13 protein-coding genes are annotated in these 22,503 nt (G+C 74.6%); 4 read left to right on the top strand and 9 right to left on the bottom strand.

Annotation, left to right across the window (positions count from 1 at the left end):
- Position 1 precedes the first annotated feature (1 nt).
- The 3 genes from ACZ3YO_RS29625 to ACZ3YO_RS29635 form a co-directional block, all read right to left on the bottom strand.
- Positions 2–1,771: an ABC transporter ATP-binding protein gene (locus ACZ3YO_RS29625; RefSeq protein ID WP_465575267.1), complete on the bottom strand. Its 1,770-nt coding sequence runs from the start codon at positions 1,769–1,771 to the stop codon at positions 2–4.
- Between the two features lie 276 nt (positions 1,772–2,047).
- Complete coding sequence (locus ACZ3YO_RS29630; RefSeq protein WP_465575270.1) at positions 2,048–2,806, bottom strand: NUDIX hydrolase; 759 nt, start codon at positions 2,804–2,806, stop codon at positions 2,048–2,050.
- Between the two features lie 277 nt (positions 2,807–3,083).
- A complete protein-coding gene (locus tag ACZ3YO_RS29635; protein ID WP_465575415.1) occupies positions 3,084–5,276 on the bottom strand; it encodes a glycogen debranching N-terminal domain-containing protein in 2,193 nt (730 codons plus the stop codon).
- A 759-nt stretch (positions 5,277–6,035) separates the two neighbouring features.
- Between ACZ3YO_RS29635 and ACZ3YO_RS29640 the strand changes: the two genes are divergently transcribed.
- On the top strand, positions 6,036–7,349 hold the full coding sequence (locus ACZ3YO_RS29640; RefSeq protein WP_465575273.1) for an alpha/beta fold hydrolase: 1,314 nt from the start codon (positions 6,036–6,038) through the stop codon (positions 7,347–7,349).
- 244 nt (positions 7,350–7,593) lie between these two features.
- Here the strand turns inward: ACZ3YO_RS29640 and ACZ3YO_RS29645 are convergent, their stop codons facing one another.
- Positions 7,594–9,192 (bottom strand): DUF4192 domain-containing protein, encoded by a 1,599-nt coding sequence (locus ACZ3YO_RS29645; RefSeq protein ID WP_465575275.1) that lies wholly within the window; start codon positions 9,190–9,192, stop codon positions 7,594–7,596.
- Positions 9,193–9,421: 229 nt separating this feature from the next.
- Here ACZ3YO_RS29645 and ACZ3YO_RS29650 point away from each other — a divergent pair, with 229 nt between their 5' ends.
- Both ACZ3YO_RS29650 and ACZ3YO_RS29655 read left to right on the top strand, forming a co-directional pair.
- A complete protein-coding gene (locus tag ACZ3YO_RS29650) occupies positions 9,422–11,677 on the top strand; it encodes a RecQ family ATP-dependent DNA helicase (protein WP_465575278.1) in 2,256 nt (751 codons plus the stop codon).
- 374 nt (positions 11,678–12,051) lie between these two features.
- A complete protein-coding gene (locus tag ACZ3YO_RS29655; RefSeq protein ID WP_465575418.1) occupies positions 12,052–12,747 on the top strand; it encodes a hypothetical protein in 696 nt (231 codons plus the stop codon).
- Positions 12,748–13,041: 294 nt separating this feature from the next.
- Here the strand turns inward: ACZ3YO_RS29655 and ACZ3YO_RS29660 are convergent, their stop codons facing one another.
- The 3 genes from ACZ3YO_RS29660 to ACZ3YO_RS29670 all read right to left on the bottom strand — a co-directional run bounded on the left by ACZ3YO_RS29660 (position 13,042) and on the right by ACZ3YO_RS29670 (position 15,408).
- Positions 13,042–13,737: a hypothetical protein gene (locus ACZ3YO_RS29660; protein WP_465575281.1), complete on the bottom strand. Its 696-nt coding sequence runs from the start codon at positions 13,735–13,737 to the stop codon at positions 13,042–13,044.
- Between the two features lie 100 nt (positions 13,738–13,837).
- The gene (locus tag ACZ3YO_RS29665; protein WP_465575283.1) at positions 13,838–14,542 is read right to left on the bottom strand and encodes a ribonuclease HII; all 705 of its coding nucleotides are present in this window, start codon (positions 14,540–14,542) and stop codon (positions 13,838–13,840) included.
- Positions 14,543–14,664: 122 nt separating this feature from the next.
- Positions 14,665–15,408 carry a TetR/AcrR family transcriptional regulator gene (locus ACZ3YO_RS29670; RefSeq protein ID WP_465575286.1) on the bottom strand — a complete coding sequence of 248 codons (744 nt, stop codon included), beginning with the start codon at positions 15,406–15,408 and terminating at the stop codon, positions 14,665–14,667.
- Between the two features lie 160 nt (positions 15,409–15,568).
- On the opposite strand from ACZ3YO_RS29670, the gene ACZ3YO_RS29675 reads away from it, so the two are divergent.
- A complete protein-coding gene (locus ACZ3YO_RS29675) occupies positions 15,569–17,116 on the top strand; it encodes an MFS transporter (RefSeq protein ID WP_396323771.1) in 1,548 nt (515 codons plus the stop codon).
- Positions 17,117–17,283: 167 nt separating this feature from the next.
- Here the strand turns inward: ACZ3YO_RS29675 and ACZ3YO_RS29680 are convergent, their stop codons facing one another.
- Entirely contained in the window at positions 17,284–19,050 is a 1,767-nt protein-coding gene (locus ACZ3YO_RS29680; protein WP_465575289.1) for a DUF4153 domain-containing protein, read from the bottom strand.
- Positions 19,051–19,267: 217 nt separating this feature from the next.
- Positions 19,268–22,459, bottom strand: a complete 3,192-nt coding sequence (locus ACZ3YO_RS29685; RefSeq protein WP_465575291.1) for an Ig-like domain-containing protein — start codon at positions 22,457–22,459, stop codon at positions 19,268–19,270.
- Positions 22,460–22,503: the final 44 nt, after the last annotated feature.

Below are 22,503 nucleotides of genomic sequence, written 5' to 3' on the forward strand. Positions count from 1 at the left end.
TTCACTCGCTCCGGTGGTCGGGGGTGTGGGCGGACGCGGGGGTGGGGGTCGGGGTGGGACTGGGGGCGGCGGTGGGACTGTGGGCGGGGCTGGAGCTGTGGGCGCTGCAGGTGGGGGCGGCCTCCGGATCCAGGCGGCCGAGGCGGATGGTGTCGGCGGTCAGCAGGTATCCGGCGGCGGCCTCCTCGGACCGGTCGCGGGGAGCGGTGGCGGCCTGACCGCCATCACCGGCGGACCGGACCAGAGCACTGAGGCCGTCCCGGAAGAGGCGGTCCACGGCGACGGTCGGGGAGGTCTCCGCAGGGTCGGCCGGATCTGCCGGATCGGCCGGGTCCGGCCCGGAGGGTGGGGCGGGCGGGGCCGGCCGTGTCGCTCGGGCGGCCGCCGCCGACAGCGCGGTCGCTGCGGAGGCGGAGGAGGAGCCGGAGGATTCGGCGGCGGGAGCGGCTGGGGTGAAGGCGGCTGGGGCGGAGGAGGCGGCAGGGGCAGGCGAGGAGGGGAGCGCGAGGGCGGGGAGCGCGACGCCGCCCGGTGTCCCCGTGCTCGACTGGGGCACGTGGGCGTGTCCGGCCCCGCCCTCCTCCGATGCCCGGGGCCGCTCCGGCTCCGGCCTCGCCGCCTCCTCGCTCGCCACCGGCATCGCCTGGGTGACCATCGCCTGGCCCACCGCTTGCTCGTCGGCCGACCGACGGGCCTTCACCGGGTGGGTCCTGACCGGACGGTCCGGCACGGGTCCGGCCGGCCTCCGACCGGCCGGGGCCTGCTCCCCCGGTGCCTGCCCGCCCGGCTTCTGCCCGGCCGGTGTCTGACCCTCCGTTGCCTGCTCCCCCGGTGCCGGGTGGACCTGGAGGTGGCCGGAGCGGCCCGAGGCCACGGGCAGCGTGGCGCGGGGAGCCGGCTGCTCGACCACCCGGTCGGCGAGTTCGTGCAGCAGGATGCCGTGCTGGTAGGCGAGTTCGCCGATCTCGGTGCGACCGATCCCCGCCACCGCGAGGCCCGCCCCGCCGTCTCGGCGCACCTGCGCGCCCTGGCCGACCAGAAGATCGGCGAGCCGGGCCATCTGCGGCCCGCGTACGGCGACCTCCGGGCTGAGCCGGGTACGGCAGAACTCCGACACCGGCTGGTCGGCCACCATCCGGCCCTGGTCGAGCGTGATCACCCGGTCGGCGAGCCGGGCGGCCTCCTGCGGGGTCCGGGTGGTCACCAGAACCGTCCCGCCCGCCACACCGAACGAGCGCAGGAAGGAGTGGAACCACTCCACGTTGCGCGGCGACAGGCCCTCGGTGGGCGCGTCGAGGATGAGGGTGCCGGGGTCTCCGAGCAGGGCGGTGGCGAGCGCCAGCCGACGGTGCATGCCGGGCGAGAAGGTGCGCAGCCGCTGCTCGCAGACGCTGGCGAGCCGGGTCTGCTCCAACAGCTCGTCGGCCCGCCGGGCCGGGACTCCGAGGGCCGCCGCCAGCATCCTGAGGTGGCTCTGGGCCTTCCGGCCGGGGTGCCCGGCTACTGCACCGGCGGCCCCGCCCGGGCCGGGCAGCAGCACGCCGACCTCCCGCTCGGGGCGCCGCAGCCGGCGGTAGGTGCGGCCGTCGAAGAGTGTGACGCCATGGCCGCGTTCGAGTTCGAGCATCAGCCTCAGCGCGGTGGACTTGCCCGCGCCCTCGGGGCCGAGCAGCGCCGTCACCACGCCCGGACGGGCGTCGAAGGTCAGATCGAGCACCGCCGGCGGACCGCCCCTGCGGTAGACCTTGGTCAGTCCGGTGATCTGGATCATCGCTGGCTGCTCCCATGCCCTCGGCCGACCTGCGTCCCTGCACGACGCGGGGCCGTGCCCGCACGGCCCCGCGCCAGCACATTAGGGGGCCACCACGAAGATTCCGGGCATTACGGGAGCGGCACGGGCTCGCTGCCCGCACACCTCACCCGATCAGGGGACAATCCGATCCTGCGACGCCACCGGGCCGGGGGCGAGCAGGGGTTGGGCAGGGACTGGGGCAAAGCTTGGAGCAGGCAGCAGCCGGGGCGGCAGAGCAGGCCGCGGGCCGTCGGCTCAGGACTCCGGCCGCAGCATCGGCGGGTTGAGCACGGTGGCCCCTCCGGCGGTGAACAGCTGCGCCGGACGACCGCCCTGACGCGTCGTCGTGCCGCCGGAGGGCAGCAGGAAACCGGGGGTGCCGGTGACCTTGCGGTGGAAGTTCCGTGGGTCGAGGACCACACCCCACACGGCCTCGTAGACCCGACGCAGCTCGCCGACGGTGAATTCGGGCGGGCAGAAGGCCGTGGCCAGTGAGGAGTATTCGATCTTGGATCGGGCGCGCTCGACCCCGTCGACCAGGATGAGGCCGTGGTCGAAGGCAAGCGGGACTTCGTCGGCCGGGTTCTTTCCCAGCAGTTCGGTGACCGGGGCCCAGCGGGCGCTGCTGGCGTCGCCGCCGGCGCGCGGGGTCGGCAGGTCGGGCGCCAGGACCAGGTACGCGACACTGACCACCCGCATCCGGGGGTCGCGCTGGGGGTGGCCGTAGGTCGCGAGCTGTTCCAGGTGGGCGCCGGCCGTGCCGGGGCTCGCCGCTTCGTGGCCCGGGGCGGAGTAGGCACGCAGGCCGGTCTCCTCCGCCAGCTCCCGGGAAGCCGCCTCGGCCAGACCCTCGTCCGGGCGGACGAAGCCACCGGGCAGGGCCCAGTAGCCCTGGAAGGGGGGCTCGCCCCGTCGGACCAGCAGGGCACACAGCGCGTGGTCCCGCACCGTCAACACCACCAGGTCAACCGTGACAGCGAACGGGGGGAAGGCCGACGGGTCATAACGCGACATGGCGACGATCATAGTCGTCTCTCTGACGATAAGCACAGGCCCGTGCACGGACTGTGCAGTGACGGTCCGGTGACCGCCCTGCCCGTGGCGCGCGCCCCGGGCCGAGGCCGTGGCAGGGTCCTACCCCCGGGTGGTGGGTCCCCGGGGGGGTCGGGCCTTCACGGGGCTCCTTCCCCGGGGTGGAACCTGGGGGGCGAGTCCTTGCCGGGGGTGGGCCGGTGCAGGCTCCTTCCGGCAGCCGCCCGCCCCGGGTGCCACCCGCGTGGCGGTGGCGGCGTCAGCGGGCGACCAGTTGCAGCTCCGCGGACGCCTCCTCGACCATCGCGACGCCGATCCGGCTCACCCGGACCGAGAACGGCTCCCCGGCGACCCGCAGGCCGGTCAGCTGCAGCTCGCCGAGCGGCGCCGTGCTGGCCGGGCGGACCAGCACCCGCCCGCCCGGGACGTCGGGGCGGACCCCGGCGAGCGCGAACACCGCGTGCACCGCGCCGGCCGCCGAGACCGCCGCCGGGCGGCAGGCCGCCGGGTGCGGCACGGGCGGGCAGCCGAGCGTGCGCTGCTCCCCCGCGTACATCTCGGGCAGTCGGCCCTCGAAGTGGGCGGCGGCGCCGAGAAGGCCCTGCAGCAGGGCGCCGGCCTCGTTCTCGTGGCCCGACTCGGCCAGCCCGGCGATCGCGAGGGCGGTCTCGTGGACCCGCACGGCTCCGCTGCGGTGGCCGAGCGGGTTGAACCGGGGTGACTTGGCGCTGAGCGTGCGCAGGCCCCAGCCGCTGTCCAGCTCGGGCGCGGCCAGGCGCTGGGCGAGCAGCCTGGTCTGCTCGCGCTCCAGCAGGCTCTCGTGCCGCCCGCCGTCTGCGGAGAGACCGGGGTCGAGGAGGTGGACGAAGGAGGAGGCGACCGCGGGCAGCGGCTGGCCGCCCGGCCCGAGGCCGAGGCCGGCCGCCGGGCGGCCGCCGAAGAGGTCGTCGATCCAGAACCGGTCGCGGAAGCGCCCGCGCAGCGCGGCCGCCCAGCCGCGCCACTCCCCGGCGCCGGGACGGCCGAAGGCCTCCAGCAGGTCGGCGCCGTGCAGGGCGGCGCGGTGCGCCTGGGCCTGGACCTCGGCCCGGGCCGCCACCGGGTGGGTTGCGCGGTCCTCCACCGGGCGGCTCAGATCGGTGACGAAGCCGTCGACCAGGCCGTCACGGAGTGCCCCGAGCGCACGCTCGGCGGCCGGGAGCAGCTCGGCGACCTCCTGCCGGGGCAGACCCCAGCGCCAGGCCTCGGCCAGCACGGTGACGAACAGCAGCGTCGCCTCCGTGGCGGTGCAGGTGGGCGGCAGCTCCGGTCCGCCGTGCCGGAGGGCGCCGGGCAGCAGCCCCTCGGGGCGACGGCCCGGCCCACCCTGACCGCCGCTCTGGCCGCCCGGCCCGTGCACCGGCCCTGCCGGGCCTGGGACGGCGCCGAGCTGCTGACGGCGGGCCAGCGCCCGGAGGGTGCCGGCGGCCAGCCGGGTGCCCAGCGGGAGCATCAGCCGGGCCGCCCACAGTGCGTCGGCCGGGGCGAGCCCGAACCGCCAGGGCGCGCCGGAGGCCGGGTAGAGATCGGTGGGGCGGTCCGGGTCGGCGAACAGCAGGCCGCCGAGGGCGTCCAGGGAACGCGGCACCAGCAGCTCGACCCGGGGGTCGTCGCTGCGGACCTCCGGCTCCGCCCAGGGCAACGGGACACCGGTGCCGCGCCCGCCCGGCGGCCGGGGGCCGGGGAGGGTGCTCTCCAGCTCGGTGCGGAGCTCGACCGACCAGCGGGCGCCGGGCTGCACCTCCAGGTCCCAGCGCAGTACGCCGGCGCCGGCCAGGACGGCGTGCGGCGACGGCTTGGCACTGACGACGGCACTGTGGGTGGGGCCGACCCAGCGCAGCCCCGCGGACTGCACCTGGCCGGGCAGATCCGGCGAGCGGTGCCCGGCGGCGATCTCGCCGACCGGGCCGAGGTCGGTGCCGAGCGCTATCTCCAGCGGCAGCCGGGCGGGCCGGCTACCGGTGTTTCGGACGGTGACGGTCTCGACTCCGTCGGCGTGCCGCAGCCGCTCGACGGTGAGCGCCGGGTCTGGGTCAGGGTCCCCGGGGATCCGGACGGCACCGAGGAAGCGGGCCTGAGCCGCCGTGGTCGAGGTGCCCTGGAGGGGCAGTGGCTCCATGCCGCCGAGCCGCAGCTCCATCCGGGCCAGTACCCGGACGCCGGAGCGGTAGAAGCCGTGGAGGCCGTGGCCGCGCAGCTGCCCGTCCGGGCCGGAGGCGGCCATCGCGGGCGCGTTGACGCAGAGCACCGCGTGGTGGACGGCGGCAGGCTGCGGGCGCGGCGGCGCCGCGGGCCGGGCCTGGCCGGCGGGGGCGCCTCCGGGGACCTGGTCGGGACGGCCGACCGGTCTCGGCGCGCCGACCACGCTCTCGGCCGGCATGGCCTGTGGCGGCCTCGCCTGTGGTGGCCTCATGGCGGTCACCGGACTCTCCTCCCCTCGGCGGTCCGGTGGCCGGTCAGGCCGGTGGGCCGCGAGCATGCTCGATCGCGTGCTGATGGTGCCTGGCCGGCGGAGGTTCCCGTCGGCGTCTGTGCCGTGTCTGGCCGTACCCGGCGCCGGGTCGTGCCATGCGACGCGCGGTACCGCTCCGGTACCGGCCCCGCCTCGCCCCGGGCACGCCGTTGTGCCCCGGGCGTCGTCGTGTCCGGCGTCCGGCCGTGCCCATGACGCCCTGTCCCGGCCGGTGCCCGGACCGGCCGTCGCCGGGCGGCGGCAGCACGCCGTACGTGCGCGGGCGCCTGTCCGCCTGGCTCCGCCGCCGTCGGCGCCCCGGCGGCCGTGGGCGCGCCGCGACTCCGTCCGCCTCCGGGGCCCGGGGGCCGTTCCGGCGCAGTGCCCCCGGGGTGAACGCTGCCGACCGGTCGCAGGTAACGCCCGGCGCGCCGGTTCGGCCTGCCGGTCGGCACTGGCGGGCGGTCGTGCCACTGCCGTCGACGGAGCCCTGCCACCCCGTGCCGGTGTCGTTCCGGGCCGAACGCGCCCCCGCCGGGGTTGCCGGCTGGTCGCGCCCGGCACCACGGGCTGACGGCGCAGCAGGCGGGTGACCGGGAGTGGCAACCGCCGGACCGGCCCGACCGCCGCCAGGATACGGTGCGGGGGTCGCGGCGCCCGCACCGGCAACACCGTGGAGAGCGACGTGACCGCTGTGACCTGCACGCACCGAGGAGTTGTATGTCCACCGCCAGTCGGCTGCCCGGGATCGTCACGACCGACCACGTCTTCCAGCTGCCCCTCGACCACACCGCCCCACAGGGCGAGCAGATCGAGGTGTACGCCCGTGAGGTGGTGGCTCCGGGCCGCGAGAAGGACGACCTGCCCTGGCTGCTCTTCCTCCAGGGCGGGCCCGGTGGGAAGGCCGGACGCCCGCTCGGCCGTGACGGCTGGCTGGAGCGCGCCCTCGACGACTACCGGGTGCTCCTGCTCGACCAGCGCGGCACCGGGCGGTCCACGCCCGCGAACCGGCAGACCCTCGCCCGGCGCGGCGACGCCCGGCAGCAGGCGGACTACCTGGCGCACTTCCGCGCGGACTCGATCGTCCGTGACGCCGAGCTGATCCGCCGCCGGCTGCTCGGCGACGACCGGCGTTGGAGCGTGCTCGGGCAGAGCTTCGGTGGCTTCTGCACCCTCACCTACCTCTCGATCGCACCCGAGGGCCTGCACGAGGCCTTCATCACCGGCGGCCTGGCCAGCCTGCACAGCTCGGCCGACGACGTCTACCGGGCGGCGTACCCCCGGGTCGTCCGCAAGAACGAGGGGCACTACGCCCGCTTCCCGCAGGACGTCGAGGTGGTGCGGCGGATCGCCGCGCACCTGGCCGCCTCGCCTGCGCCCCTGCCCGGCGGCGGGCTGCTCACCGTCGAGGCGTTCCAGGCCCTCGGAATCGTGCTCGGCGGCGGCAGCGGCTCCGGCAGCCTGCACTACCTGCTGGAGGAGGCGTGGGTGGAGGGCGCGGCCGGGCCCGAGCTGTCCGACACCTTCCTGACCGAGGCGCAGGCGAAGCTCTCCTTCGCCGGGGGGCCGCTGTACGCCGTGCTGCACGAGTCGATCTACGGGCAGCGGTCGGTGGACCGGGCCGGGACCGCGTGGTCGGCCGAGCGCGTCCGCAAGGAATTCCCGGAGTTCGACGCCCGGGCCGCCCTGGAGTCCGGGGAGCCGGTGCTGTTCACCGGGGAGATGATCTACCCCTGGATGTTCGACACCGATCCGGCGCTGCGGCCGCTCAAGGAGACCGCGGAGCTGCTCGCCGCCCGCCCCGACTGGGCCGACCTGTACGACCCGGCGCGGCTGGCCGGCAACGAGGTGCCGGTGGTCGCAGCCGTCTACCACGACGACATGTACGTCGACACCGCGGACTCGCTGGCGACCGCCCGCGCCGTGCGCGGCCTGCGGACGTGGATCACCAACGAGTGGGAGCACGACGGCCTGCGGGTGAGCGGCGGCAAGGTGCTCGACCGCCTGCTCGCGATGGCCCACGGCGAGGCGTAGCCAGCCGAGGAGCGACAGGCCTGGGTGTACCGGATCCGGACGCGGCGGACCGGGGTGCGGCCGGCCGCGGTGCGCTGCGCCTGGGCGCGGCCGGCCGAGCCGCAGCAGCTTGAGGCGCAGCAGCAAGGAACGGGGCGACCGGGCCTGCCCCGGGGCGGGCCCGGTGCCCCCGCCGGCCGGGCGGAGCGGTTGCCCCGTCCGGTCGGCGGAGGGGATCAGCGGGCACGACCGGCCGACGGCGGTGTCACTCCGCATGCCGGGATCCGACCACCGGGCGCCGGGTGCCCCGGCACCGGCCGCGCCGGCCGTTCGGAGCGGCCGGGGCGGCGGGCGCCCAGGGCGACGCGCGGCCGAGCCGCAGCTTGCGCGCGGGGCGCGGCTGGACCGACGGCCGGCACCTCTCCGCGCGGTCCGTCCGCTGGCGAAGCTGCGCGACCGTACCCCCGGCGGAGCCGACGGACGTATCGGACGCGCCGGACGCGCCCTCGGTCCGGTCCACCGGTTCTGGGGACGGAACGGCGCCCGAGGCGGTGGGGGCCGCCGGCCCGGTCTGGCCCGCGCGGGCGCGCCGTCGGCGGGTCTTGGACGGAGCGGGATCACGCAGTTTGTCAGGCCCTTGGCCCGCAGCCCGCTCGGGCGTCCGCTTCGCCCCCCGCTCCGGCTCGCCCGGCGGGCCGCCCTCCGGGTCGCGCTCCGGCTCGCGGGCCGGGTCGGCTTCCAGGCCGGCGGCCGTCTCGGCTCCCTGGGCCTCCCCGGTGCGGCGGCGGCGCTCGGCGTCCGCCCTCGCCAACAGGGAGGCCGCGGAGAGCCCGCCGTTCAGCGACTCGTAGAGCAGCTGGGCCAGCCGGTAGGAGGGGTCGAGGCGGAGCGTGTGGGCGAGGACGACCCGCGCCGTCGCGGTGTCCCCCGCGACCCAGGACACCCAGGCCAGCAGGGTGAGCGGGGGCGGGGCGTAGCCCGTGTAGGGCGGCACACAGCGCACGGCGAGGAAGCGCCAGAGCCGCTGGGCGGGAGCGAGCTCGCCAGGCCGGGCGTACTCGGCGGCGCGGTCCCGGGTGCGCCGGTCCCGGAGGGCGATGAGCAGCTCTGCCGTCCGGCGCTCGTCGAGCTCGCGTGCGCCGGCCATGAACTCGGCGACGGCCTGGTCGAGCAGTTCGGCGCCCCGCTCCGGGGAGAGCGCAGGCCCGCGCCCGGCTCCCTCGCCGCCCTCGGCCCGGGCGAGCGCCAGGCGCTGGGAGTCGGCGCCCGGCGGGCCGATCGGTGCCAGCCCGGCGACGATCGCCCTGCGGCTGCCGCGCGGCGCGAGACCGGCCAAGGTGGCCGCCACGGCCACCGCTCCGGGAGCGGGCGCGTGCCGGACCGGATGCCCCGCCGGGTCGCAGCATCCGTCGCGGCGGCAGAGGAAGGACCACCAGCGGCCGGCGGAGACGCAGAGTGACTCCTTCACCGGCACTCCCCTGCTCTCGAAGGCCGCCCGCAGCTCCGCCGCGAGCGGTCTGAGCCCGTCGAGCACCGGCGGGCCGTGCTCGGTGCGAGGGTCCTGGCAGAGGTAGAGGAGCACCTGGGCCGGGCGGCGGTCCCGCTGCTCGGACAGGCCCACGAGCAGGGCGGCCGTCTCGGCCGCGGCCGCCGGCCACTGCGCCGACGACTCCGGGATGTCCAGCCGGATCACCCCGCCCTGGTGGAGCTCCGGTCCCTGGAGTCCGACGGCGACGATGCTGTCGTCGGGGAAGAAACCGAGCAGGTAGGGCAGCAGCTCGGCCATGTCGGCCGGGCCCCGCATGGTCACCGGCCGAGCCCCGGAGGGGTGGCCGAAGGGGAGGGTGATGCGTTCGTTCGTCATGGCCGGAAGATTGCCGCAATTCGAGAACGCCCCCGGATTTTTCTTTTTTCCTGTGGATAAACCCGCCCTGTGGATAAAACCTCCCTCGTTCGGGGCATACACACCCACCCTCCCGAGGGATATTTGACGGCCGTTCAGCGGGCGAACGGATGAAATGCACCCGCGCTCCACGTGTCCACGGGTCACCGCCGTTCGCCCATTGTCGGCACCTCGGGGTTACATGGACGCCATGCAGCAGCCGCAGACCCACACCACCGCCACCGACGCTTCCGCCACGTCCGGCACCGGCACGGCCGCCTCCGGCGCCGGCACCGCGACGGCCGCCGACCGCGCCGAGGTCCGGGCGCGGGCCGAGGCCGTCCTGCGCGAACTCGCCGGGCCGGCCGCCACGCTCCGCGACGACCAGTGGACGGCCATCGAGGCCCTGGTCGTCGACCACCGACGGGCCCTCGTGGTGCAGCGCACCGGCTGGGGGAAGTCCGCCGTCTACTTCATCGCCACCGCCCTGCTGCGCGCCCGCGGCGCAGGGCCGACGGTGATCGTCTCCCCCCTGCTCGCCCTGATGCGCAACCAGGTCGAGTCGGCGGCCCGGGCCGGCATCCACGCCCGCACCATCAACTCGGCCAACACCGACGAGTGGGACGCCATCCAGGCCGAGGTCGCGGCCGGCGCGGTGGACATCCTGCTGGTCAGCCCCGAGCGGCTGAACAACCCCGACTTCCGCGACCAGGTGCTGCCCAAGCTCGCCGCCTCCACCGGCCTGCTGGTGGTCGACGAGGCCCACTGCATCTCCGACTGGGGCCACGACTTCCGCCCCGACTACCGCCGGCTGCGCACCATGCTCGCCGACCTCTCGCCGGGCGTCCCGGTGCTGGCCACCACCGCCACGGCCAACGCCCGGGTCACCGCCGATGTCGCCGAGCAGCTCGGCACCGGCACCACCGACGCGCACGCGCTGGTGCTGCGCGGGCCGCTCGACCGGGAGAGCCTCACCCTCGGCGTGCTCGCCCTGCCGGATCCGGCGCACCGGCTCGCCTGGCTGGCCGACCACCTCGACCGGCTGCCCGGCTCCGGCATCGTCTACACCCTGACGGTGGCCGCCGCGGACGAGGTGACGGCCTTCCTGCGCGAGCGGGGCTTCGCGGTGGCCTCGTACTCGGGCCGCACCGAGGACGCCGAGCGCCGGACCGCCGAAGCCGACCTGCTGGCCAACCGGGTCAAGGCCCTGGTCGCCACCTCGGCGCTCGGCATGGGCTTCGACAAGCCCGACCTCGGCTTCGTGGTGCACCTGGGTTCTCCGAGCTCGCCGATCGCCTACTACCAGCAGGTGGGCCGGGCCGGCCGCGGCGTCGACCGTGCCGAGGTGCTGCTGCTGCCCGGGCGCGAGGACGAGGCGATCTGGCGCTACTTCGCTTCGCTGGCCTTCCCGCCGGAGGAGCAGGTGCGCCGCACCATCGACGCGCTCGCCGGGGCCGGCCGGCCCCTCTCGACCGCCGCCCTGGAGCCCCGGGTGGACCTGCGCCGCGCCCGGCTGGAGACCATGCTCAAGGTCCTCGACGTGGACGGCGCGGTGCGGCGGGTCAAGGGCGGCTGGACGGCCACCGGGCAGAGCTGGGAGTACGACACCGCCCGGTACGCCAAGGTCGCGGCCTCCCGCGAGGCCGAACAGCGGGCCATGCGCGAGTACGCGGCGGGTACCGGCTGCCGGATGGAGTTCCTGCGGCGGCAGCTCGACGACGAGCAGGCCGTGCCGTGCGGCCGCTGCGACAACTGCGCCGGGCCGCTGCACACCCCGGAGGTCTCCGCCGAGGCGCTGGACGCCGCCCGGGCCGCGCTCGGCCGGCCCGGGGTCAGCTTCGAGCCGCGCCGGCTCTGGCCCACCGGCATGGACGCGCTGGGCGTGCCGCTCAAGGGCCGCATCCCGGCGGGCGAGCAGGCCGAGACCGGCCGGGCCCTCGGCCGGCTCTCCGACATCGGCTGGGGCAACCGGCTGCGCACCCTGCTGGCCGACCAGGCGCCCGACACGCCCGTCCCCGGGGAGGCGGTCGACGCGCTGGTGGCGGTGCTGGCCGACTGGGCGCGCGGCCCCGGCGGCTGGGCCGGTCCCGAGACCAGCGACGGAACCCGGCTGGACCGGCCCGTCGGCGTGGTGACGATGGCCTCCTCCCGGAGGCCGCAACTCGTCGGCAGCCTCGGCGCCCGGATCGCCGGGATCGGGCGGCTGCCGCTGCTCGGGCAGATCGAGTACGCGACCGGGCAGCCCCCGCACGGCGCGCGCAGCAACAGTGCCCAGCGACTGCACTCGCTGGCCGGCGCTCTCGTCCTGCCGCCCGAGGTGGCGGCCGCGGTGGCCGGAGCGGGCGGGCCGGTGCTGCTGGTGGACGACCTGGTCGACTCCGGGTGGACGGTCACCGTCGCCGCCCGGCTGCTGCGCAAGGCCGGGGCGAGCGCCGTCCTGCCCCTGGTACTGGCCGTGCAGGGCTGAGGTACCGGGGCGGAGGGGGCGGAAGAAGCCGGAGGCCCGAGAGCGGCCGTCACTCGAATGGAGCAATGGAGGTGATCACCGGAACACCCGCGAACGCAGGACCCACCAATCGGGGACGATGAGGGCGGTGTTGCCCGAGATGCTCCACGGTGGCCTTCGGGTGGCCGTGATCGCGATCCGGCACCACCCGAGTGGAGTGCATGCGGCTGTGGAATATATCCGGCAGAACGTTGGCTTTCGGGCGGCGTTCATCATTTCATCATTGCCGCTCCACCCCATCTGCCCTGAGAATTGGACCGTACCCGGAACCCGGTCCGACGGACCAGGACTTCGGCGTACGCACGTACCCGCGCGCCCGTGGGTCGGGAAGGAGGATCGTGATCAACGGTATCGGCCGAGGTCAGTATCCCCTCGCCCGGAGTTCGTCGCCCAGACGGGTGCTCGACCTGGAGACGTGGGCGGCCGCGGGGATCCCGTTGCTGCGCGATCCGCGCGAATTCGTCCTGGAGCTGCACCAACGCCACCTGCCCCAGCCGGGCACGGTCGTGGTCGGGGTGGTGGACGCGTCGCAGCGGCTGACCGCCTCGGCCTCGTTCGCGCCCTGGCCCCGGCACACCGACGGCTGGCAGCACCGCAACGCGATCCTTGCGCACCTGCGCCAGGTCACCCCGCACGACCTGCGCCAGACGGCCCCGACCCGGACGGCCGTACTGCTCCGCTGCCGCGAAGGTGCGGCCGGCTGGACGGAGCAGGACGGCGCCTGGATGTGGGCCTTGCAGGACGCGGCTGTACTGCACGGGCTGCGCTGCGGTTCGTACGTCGCACTGACCCCTGCGGGCTGGCAGATCCTCGGCGAGGATCGCAGTGGACGCACCCCGCACGCGGGTTCGTGGGAGAGCGGGCCGGTCCACACCGTGACGGAGCTGCCACCCCGGTCGGCGCTGCGCCAGTCGGCGGAGCGGAGCCAGCTCGGCGAGCGGTCGCAGCGCCCGCGGGCGTCCGAAGCTCCGTGGGCTCCGGCCCGGGTGACGGCCATCGAGCCGGCGGCCCGGCGCACCGGCACCGGCTGACGCAGCGGCGGCTGCAACGGCGGCCGCGCCCGCGCCCGCAGCTGCTACGGCAACGGTCCCCAGGGCACGACGCGCCGCCGGCCGGGATCGCCGCCGGGCCCTCCGCGGCCGCAGGGCACAGCGCCCGGACGACGGGTCGCGGACCGCCAACGGGCCGTCGGCGCGCACCTCGTCACCAGAGGCCGTCCTGGCCCCGCCCGAGCGTCCACCGCCCACCGACACCCACGCCGGCCCCGGCACAACGCGAACCGGGCCCGGTGCCTCGCGGCATCGGGCCCGGACGGTCCAGGGGTCTCAGGCGCGAACGGGGCGGCTGGTGGGCGCGCCGGCGGCAGCCGCGGCGACGGGGCCGGCGTTGCCGCAGACCAGCAGGAGCGCGGCCGCGTGGCCGAGCGCCTTGGTGTACGCCTCGGCGGCGCGGTCGGCCGTGCCGCCGTTGACCACCAGCACGACCACCTCACGGCGGGCAGGGCGGCTCAGCGCGGCGTCGGCGTAGAACACGTCATCGCCCTCGGCGAGTTGCGCCCAGTAGCGCTCCTCGCCGAAGGAGAGTTCGTGCTGCTGCCAGGGGTGGGCCTCACCGACCGTCAGCACCAGGATGTCGCCCGGGTTGCGGCCGTTCTCCAGCAGCTGGTCGACCGCCTCGTCGGCGCGGTCCAGGGCGTCCGCCAGGGAGGCGGCGACCTGCTGGACGGCGACCTGCGGTGCGGCGGGCGCCGGGCGTCGCGGGCCGGGCTTGGGGATCTGGGCCGTACGCGGCGGCGGCCCCGAACGGTCGGCGCGCGGCGGCGCCGGCCGCGGCGGTGCGGGGCGCTGGCCCGGCACCGGTGCGACGACCGGCGGTGCGGCAGTGACGGCCGACGGTACGGCGGCGGTCGAGCCGGCGGTGGCAGATGTGCGAAGGGCTTGTGCGTCCGACTCGCGGGGGAAGGGAACGCCGGGGCCCGGGAGGCTCTCGTGAATCTCCGGCTCCTCGGGGAAGACAGGCATACCCGGATATCTATCAAATGCCGGTCGGGAGCGCACGGGCACCCCACCTATTGGGCACCACGAACCGCCCGCCCCCACCCCGGCAATTCACGACGGAACGTCAGAAACCGAGCATCAACTGCTCGTCGACCGGGCCTTCCGAACCCGGTCCGCCCACGCCGAACCGGCTCCGCTTCAGATGGCGCCACTGGGGCAGGCCGTCCAGGTACGCCCAGGAGAGCCGGTGCTGTTCGGTCGGGCCGAACTCCTCCAGCGCGGCGCGGTGCACGGGGGACGGGTAGCCGGCGTTGTCGGCGAAGCCGTACTCCGGGTGCGCCTCGCCGAGTTCGGCCATCATCCCGTCGCGGTGCACCTTGGCGAGCACCGAGGCGGCCGAGACGCAGATGCAGGACTGGTCACCCTTGATCACGGTGCGCACCCGCCAGGGCCCGCCGAGGTAGTCGTGCTTGCCGTCGAGTATCACCGCGTCCGGCTCCACCGGCAGCGCCTCCAGCGCACGGACGGCGGCCAGCCGGAGGGCGGCGGTCATCCCGAGCTCGTCGCACTCCAGCGCGGAGGCGTGACCTAGCGCGTACGCGGTGACCCAGTCCGCGAGCACCGGGGCGAGCGCCTCGCGGCGCAGCTCGGTGAGCAGTTTGGAGTCGGTCAGACCCTCCGGCGGCTTGCGCAGGCCGGTGACGGCCGCGCCCACGGTGACCGGGCCGGCCCAGGCGCCGCGCCCGACCTCGTCGAGACCGACGACGATCTTGGCGCCGGCCCGGCGGAGCGAGCGCTCGACGGAGTGCGTCGGCGGAACGATGGGCATCGCGGTGTCCTTCGAGTGGGGCAACCTCCAGCGTAAGCCCCGCCCGGAGCAGCCCCGACCACGCTCACCCCCGCCCACGCCCACGCCCGCCAGCGCCCACGCCCACCCCACGCCCGCACCCCTCAGACGCGGATCAGCGGCACCAGCACCTCGTCCACCAGCTCGACCGCGAACCCGGGGGCGATCCCCCGGCCGGAGGTCTTCACCCGGTACAGCAGCATCGCCGGGGCCACGTCGGCGACCAGCGGAGTGGCCGCGCCGGGCCGGACGTCGCCGCGCTCGGCACCCCGGCGGAGAATGTCCAGGATGGTGCCCTTGGTCGGCTCGATCACCCGCTGAACGATGAAGTCCTTGAACAGCTCGGCCTGTTCGTGGTCCAGCTCGGCCATCAACGCGTGCATCGCGCCACCCGCCCGGGAGCTCATCGCCTCGGTGAAACCCTCGATGAGCAGCAGCAATTCACTGCGGGCGGACCCGAGGTCGGGGGTGTCGGCAGGCCGTGGCAGAGTGGAGTCCAGGGCATCGACGACCAGGTCCACCTTGGACGCCCAACGCCGGTACAGCGCGGCCTTTCCGGTCCGCGCGGCACTGGCGACGCCTTCCATCGTCAGCCGCGCGAATCCGCCGGAGGTGAGCTGGTCGAGCGCGGCCTCGAAGATCGCTTGTTCCAGCTCCTTGCCCCGGCGGCGCATCGGCCGGGACAGGACCTCGGCGGCCGCCCTGACCGGGCAGAGCGCCGCGGGCGCAGCTACCGGGGCAGGCGCTGGTTCGGGACCGGCCGGGCGCTCCCCCGCCCGCTCCACGGTCCGTCCTGCCGCCCGGTCGGTCACCGGAGTCTTCGCCTGGCGCCGCACCAACTGATCCATCGCCACCAACCCTAGAGAACGCTTGCGTTCACAATATCGCCGAGGATATCGTCCAGATTAGTGAACGATCCCGTTCCTTCATAGCCTGCGGGACGCCGTGGGACCGTGCCGGGCGTCTGGTCCACGGCATACGAAGCAATAGCCAGCAGGGGGCATCAACTTGGCTATCTCCGACACACTCAGCAAGAGCTCACCATCGCAAGGCAGCAAGGGCCGGCGCAAGGGCATCACCCTGACCGTCATCGCGGCCACGCAGCTCATGGTGGTGCTCGACGCCACCATCGTGAACATCGCGCTGCCGCAGATCCGGGACGCGCTGAACTTCTCCACCACCAACCTGTCCTGGGTGATCAACGCCTACACACTGACCTTCGGCGGCCTGCTGCTGCTCGGCGGTCGCGCGGGTGACATCCTCGGCCGCCGCCGGGTGTTCATCGCCGGCACGCTGCTCTTCGGCCTGGCCTCGCTGCTGGGGGGCTTCGCGCAGGACGGCGGCCTGCTGCTGGCCGCCCGCGCACTGCAGGGCATCGGCGGCGCGATCTGTTCGCCGACCGCCTTCGCACTGATCGCGACCAACTTCGAGGAAGGCCCCGAACGCAACAAGGCGTTCGGTGTGTTCTCCGCGGTGGCCGGGGCGGGGGCGGCGATCGGTCTGCTGGCCGGCGGTGTGCTCACCGAGTACCTCGACTGGCGCTGGGTCTTCTTCGTCAACGTGCCGATCGCAGTCCTGATCGCGCTCGCCGCGCCCCGCTACATCGCCGAGTCGGAGCGCCACGAAGGCCGTTTCGACCTGCCCGGCGCGATGACCTCCACGCTCGGCCTGGTCGGCCTGGTCTACGGGTTCATCCGGGCCGCCTCGGACGGCTGGACGGATCCGCTCACGCTTGGCTCCTTCGCGGCCGGCGTGCTGCTGATAGCCGCGTTCCTGGTGATCGAGAACCGCACCGCGCAGCCGATCACCCCGCTGCACCTGTTCGCCAACCGGAACCGCACCGGCGGCCTGGTGATGATGCTCTGCCTGGCTGCGGCCATGTTCGGCATCTTCTTCTACGTCACGCTCTTCGTACAGGGACCGCTCGGGTACAGCCCGTTGAAGGCCGGCTTCGCCTTCCTGCCGATCAGCGTGTCGATCATCATCGCCGCCCAGCTCGCCTCCGCCCTCCAGGCCAAGTACGGCCCCAAGCCGTTCATGGCCGGCGGCGCGCTGCTGGTCACCATCGGGCTCACCTGGCTGACGCAGATGAGCGCGGACAGCGGCTACGTGGACGGGGTGCTCGGCCCGACGGTGATCTTCGGTTTCGGCATGGGCCTGACCTTCGTGCCGGTGATGCTGCTCGCGGTGGCGGGGGTCGCCGGCGAGGAGACCGGCGCCGCCTCCGGCCTGCTCAACTCCATGCAGCAGATCGGCGGCTCCCTCGGCCTGTCGATCCTGACCACGGTGTTCGCGCACTACGCCACCGCCGAGGCCAAGCTGCAGGCGCCCGGCTTCCTGGCCACGGCCACGCCGGAGCAGCGCGCGGAGTTCCTGGAGAAGCACGAGTTCCCCAAGGGCACCGGCGCGGCCAACGAGGTGCTCGCGCAGGGCATTTCGCACGGCTTCATCGCGGGGGCGGCGCTCGCCGGCCTCGCCCTGGTGGTCGCGCTCGTCGTGATCAAGGCCAAGGCCAGCGACCTGCCGTCGGACACCTCGGGTGTTGCGATGCACTGAGTCGCACACCACCGGCCTGAACGAACGCGAGGGCCTGAACGAACGCGAGGGCCTGAACGAACGCGAGGGGCTGAACGAACGCGAGGGGCCGGCCGGGAGCACAACGCTCCCGGCCGGCCCCGGCCCTTTGCACCGCGGAGGCGGCTCGCACCCGCCAGGTCAGCCGGTCAGTACCCTTCGAAGAAGCCGCGCTGCAGCCCCACCGACGCGCAGGCGTCCGAGGTCGCGTTCCGCGGGCCGACCGGCGGGTGCTCCAGCAGAATCCCGCGGGACCGCGACTCGGCAAGGCTGGTGGCGTACCAGGGCGAGGCCTCCTCGGGGAGCTCGGACCACTGCTTCTCCAGGGCACAGATCCGGTAGTCCTGCGGCAGCCGGTCCAGGGCCGGGACGGCGTCGAGCGAGAGGTCGCGGACATTGCGCAGGTCGATCTGACCGGTGCGCTCGAAGCGGGCCACGTTCTGCTCGGCGACGATCGCGTCCGGCCCGATCAGCCCGTAGACGGCGACGGTCAGCGCGCCGCTGAGCACCACGGCGCGAGGCAGCCAGGCGGCGGAGCGGACCAGCCCGGCCGTGATCAGCAGGACGAAGACGGCGCCCAGCCAGACCTCGACCACCAGCACCCAGAGCCGGAGCCTGGTCAGCCCGGAGGCGTCGACGTAGAACCACATCCGGCCGAGCGCCGAGGCGACCACGACCAGGGTGAGCAGGCAGAGCACGCCGAGCAGGATCCGGGCCAGCCGGCGGTCGGACTCGGAGCTGCGCGGCGCCCAGCGCTTGGCGACGGCGACCACGACCAGGGTCAGCACGGTGACGGCCATCAGCTGCCAGAAGCCCTGCCGGGCGTACTCGGAGCGGCTCATCCCGGTGTTCTCCATGATCGAGTCCCGGCCGCCGAGCACCACCACGGCCTGGACCAGCGCGAAGGCGCCGAACATCAGGTTGAGCGCGACCAGCGGCAGCGCCCACTCCAGCCGGCCGCGCTCGCGGCCGGGGCGGACCACCGTACGGTCCCAGCGGCGCGGACCGGCCGCGATGTGGGCGAAGCCCAGCGTGGTGACCAGGCCGAGGACGAACAGCACCAGGCGCAGCGGGATCTCTCCGGGGGCGAAGCTGGGGCTGAGGCTCCCGAGGATGTCCGCCATGGCCGCGTCGGCACTCGCGAACAGCCGGCCGAAGACGATCAGCAGGAGGACCGCCACCACGGCCGCGCGCAGCACCGGAACCAGCTTGCCGCGGCCGGGCAGGGCGAGGCCGCGCAGACTGTCCCGGGCCCAGCGCAGGCCGGGCACGAGCTGCCAGAGGATGCCCGGCAGGGCGAGCAGTACGCCCGCCCAGCGGCGGCCGCCGTGGAGCGCGAGCGAGGCCAGGGCCAGCGCGCAGACCGTGGACAGCACCGTCGGCCAGCCGGCGTCGGAGATCGCGGGGACGGCGAGCAGGACCAGGGCGACCAGACTCCAGGCCACCGTCCAGGGGCGTACCTTCCGGCCGGCCGACCGGGCGGCGAGGCCCGCGCCGACGGCGGCCACCGCGCCGCAGATCAGCAGGTTGACGCCGAATCCGTCGCCCAGCAGCCAGGCGGTCAGCAGACCGGTCAGTACGGCGGCCAGCAGCGCCCTCGGCGGGGCCGGGGCCTTGGTACCCGGGTCGCTGGGGCGCAGCCAGCCGTCGGGCCGTGGCACCCGTCCGGCGACCGGCGGGCGGTACGGGTTCGGCTCGACAGGTCCGCGGTACGGGTCGAAGCCGGACTGACCGGCCCCCGCCGGTCCGGGGCCGACGGGTGCGCCGGCCACCGGACCGGCACCGGCCGAACCCGCACCGGACGGAGCGACACCGGCAGGACCGGCACCGGCCGAACCCGCAGCGGCCGAGCCGGCGCCGGACGAGCCGGATTCGGACGGTCCGTCGGCCGGGGCGGGCGTGGAGAGACCGGACATGAGTACCCCCTCAGAGGTCGGTGGGCATGCGGAAGCCACCCTGGGGGCAGTCCGCCGGCAGGCGCGCAGGCGCCGCGACTGGAGCCGACTGTAGACCATTCTGAACAGGTTCAAAAACACCGGGGCGCCTCCGTCACAGGGCTGTGACAGAGGCGCCCCTCTACCCTGGGCGCGAAAGTGAGGGCAGGTCAGCGGCTCGCCGGAGAAGCCCCGGGGCTCAGTAGGAGCCGTACAGCGAGTACGCCAGCGAGTCCTTCACCGCCGGCCCGAAGGCCGCCGGCCAGGTACCGAAGGGCACCACCGCGTTGCTGTAGGCACCCGAGCCGGCCGGGCCGGTGGAGTAGTTCATGTTGTTGACCGTGGCGCCGGTGCCGTTGCTGTTGTAGACGAACCAGTACGCCGTGTTGGCGCTCAGCGTGGCGCTGACCGGCAGCGAGTTCCAGGCGTTGGGGGTCAGCGTGCCGCTGCCGGTGGCCGCCACCAGGGAGCCGGGCGAGCCGCCCGCGTCGGTGTACACAGCCAGCTGGTACTGGTTGGCGGGCGCCGCGCTGACCGGGCCGACGTGCACGCTCAGCGAGGTCAGCGGCACGGCGGCGGCGCCCGTGGTGACCCGGCTTCCGTTGAGGTGGTTGGAGTCGGTGTCGTCGATCAGCGAGCCGACCACGGTGTTGCCGAGCGTCTTCGGCGGCGCTCCCCCGGTGGTGAACGAGAGCGTGGCCGGGTTCGCCAGCGCGTTGCCGGAGGTGTCGCGGACGGCCTGGACGGTCGCGGTGTACCCGGTGGTGAGCGCGAGTGGGGCGCCCGGCGTGAAGACGACGCCGTTGGTGGCACCGTCGTAGGTCACCGTGCCCGCGACGGCGCTGCCGCCGGCGGTGCGCAGGGTGACGGCGGAGGCGGTGACGCTCGCCTGGTCCAGCGGCTCGCTGAACGAGAAGCGCACCGCCGCGCCCGGGGCGACCCCGGTGGCGCCGGCTGCCGGGCTGGTCCCGGTGACGGTGGGCGGGGTGGTGTCCCGGCCGTACGAGGCGGTGTAGGAGCCCACCGCACCGTCGAAGAACGCGTACGACACGCCCTTGATCGTCTCGATCCGGAACGGGACCGCGCGGCCGCCGGAGGAGATGCCGGTCAGCGTGCCGGAGGCGGCGGAGACCGGCAGCATCGCGCGCAGGCCGTTGGCCCCGCCGGTGATGTCGAAGGTCAGCGAACTCCCGCTCCAGGCCAGCTTGGAGAAGGCCGAGCCGTTGCGCGCGTCCAGCCAGGTGAGCATCTGCCGACCGGAGACCACCGGGACGCCGCGCGCCTTGGCGGCGGCGATGATCGCGTCCGAGGCGGAGGAGGCGGCGAAGTCGGTGTGGATGTTGGCGGTGAGCGCCGCGTAGTAGCCCTTGGTGCCGTAGGCGGCGTCGAGCAGCGTGGTGATGGTGCCCGGGTAGGACTGGCCGGACTCGTCGGTGAGCTGGGTGGTGGCCTGGTACTCGTCGATCACGCTGCCGTCGGTGTCGGCGAAGCGCATGATCTGGGCGGTGCCGTTGAAGTAACCGGGCCGGTCCTTGGTGAAGTTGGACGGGTAGAAGTAGTAGTCGGTGTCCAGCCGGATCCCGTTGGCCAGCTTGGTCTTCGCCTGGGTGGCCCAGTCGTCCCACTCCACGCAGTGCGTGCGGCTGCTCGACGGGCCCGGCAGTGAGGGGTACTTGGCCCGCCACTGGGCCAGCTGGTCGCGGTAGAAGCCCTGGAGGGCCGCGGTGGTGCCCCAGGGGCGGCAGTTGGTCGTGACGTGGACGCCCACCTCGAAGCCCTGGTCGGTGTAGGCCTGCGCCTGCGCCGGGGTCAGCGGGTCGTCGGTGTAGATGTACGAGGAGCCGCGCACGCACTCCCAGTCGGCGACGGAGCAGCCGGGCGGGCTCTGGGCGATGTAGCCGTCCCAGCGGCCGGCCGTACCGCCGACACCGTGGTCGTCGCCGGTCATCACCACCACGGCCTTGACGTCCCGCGGGAAGTACCAGAAGCGCGGGAGCGGCTTGTTGGCGGCGTCGACCAGGGTGATCAGGTTGGCCAGCAGCCGCTGCTGTTCGTCTGCGATCGGGATCAGCGCCTTGTCGATGTTGTTCCAGTCCGGCTGGCCGCCCGTACCGAAGAACATCTCGCTGGCCTCGTAGCCGTCGGTGCTGTCGCGCTGCTGGCCGGCCCAGGCGATGTTGCCCTGGCGGGTCTGCACCACCGACCTGGCCAGGTCGTAGCTGAACGCGGCGGCCCGTCCGCTGCCGGCCGTGCGGAGGGTGACGGCCGGGTTGGCGGTGGCGGTGGCGGCGTCGCTGTACAGGGTGGCGACGGCGGTGGCGCCGCTGAGCGTGTAGAGGTCGGCGGGCCCGTGGTAGCCCATGGTGTCGCCGGTGATCCCGGTGCCGGGCGCGGCGCCGGTGTCCACCTTGAGGTAGGCGTCGGCGCGGGTCCCGGCCGCCGGGGTGAGGCCGAACAGCGGCGCGAGCTGCTTGTCCGGGCGCATCGCGACCAGCCGGCCGCCGCCGTTGGTCCAGCTGGTGAGCGTCGCGGCCTGGGCCGCGGTGAGCGGCGTCTCGCCGAGCAGCACCACGTCGTAGGAGGCGAGCAGGGAGCTGGTCACGGCCGAGATGTCCACCGTGCGGTAGGAGTTGAGACCCTCGGCCTTGAGGATCTCGGCGAGGTAGCGGCTGTACGGGTTGGCCTGGCTGGTGACCAGCAGGATCGGCCCCTCGCCGCCCGGTCCGGCGCCGGGCGCCGGGGGCGGCGGGGTCTCCTCCGGGGTGTATGTCGCGTAGATCGAGAAGCTCAGGCCACTGGCCGTGGACGCGCCGAAGTCGGCCGGCCAACTGCCGAACGCCCGGCCGCCGTTGCCGTACACGCTGGTGCCGCCGGCGCTGTAGTGCAGGTTGTTGACGGCCGCGCCCGAGCCGTTGCTGTTGTAGGCCAGCCAGTAGGGCGTGTTGGCGGAGAGGCCCGCCGTCAGCGGCACGGTGTTCCAGCTGTTGGCGGTGAGGGTCGCGGAGCCGCTGCTCGCCAGCAGGGCGCCCGGGCTGCCCGCGTTGTCGCGGTAGACCGCCGCCTGGAACTGGTTGTCGGGTGCGGCGTCCACCGCGCCCACGTAGACGCTGATGCTGCTGACCGTGCCGCCCGCCGCGCCGGTGATGTACCGGGACGCGTTGAGGTAGTTGGAGTCGTCCGAGTCGGTGGACGGACCGACCGCCGTGGAGCCCAGGGTGGCCGTGGCGGCCGCCGCGGGGGCGGCTCCCGGGCCGGCCGCCAGCGCCGCGGCCGTGCTCAGGGCCGCCAGCAGGGCCGCGATCCTCCTCCGCCACCGGGTGCCCGGGCCGCCTGGACCCGCACCTGCCCGGAGGCCCGGACGAGTGCCTGTGCGTAGGCCTGTACCTGCCATGACCGCCCCCTATGCCCGCTTCGGCCAACTGCCCCTAACGGTGT

The sequence above is a fragment of the Kitasatospora sp. NPDC022785 genome, from assembly GCF_055561295.1.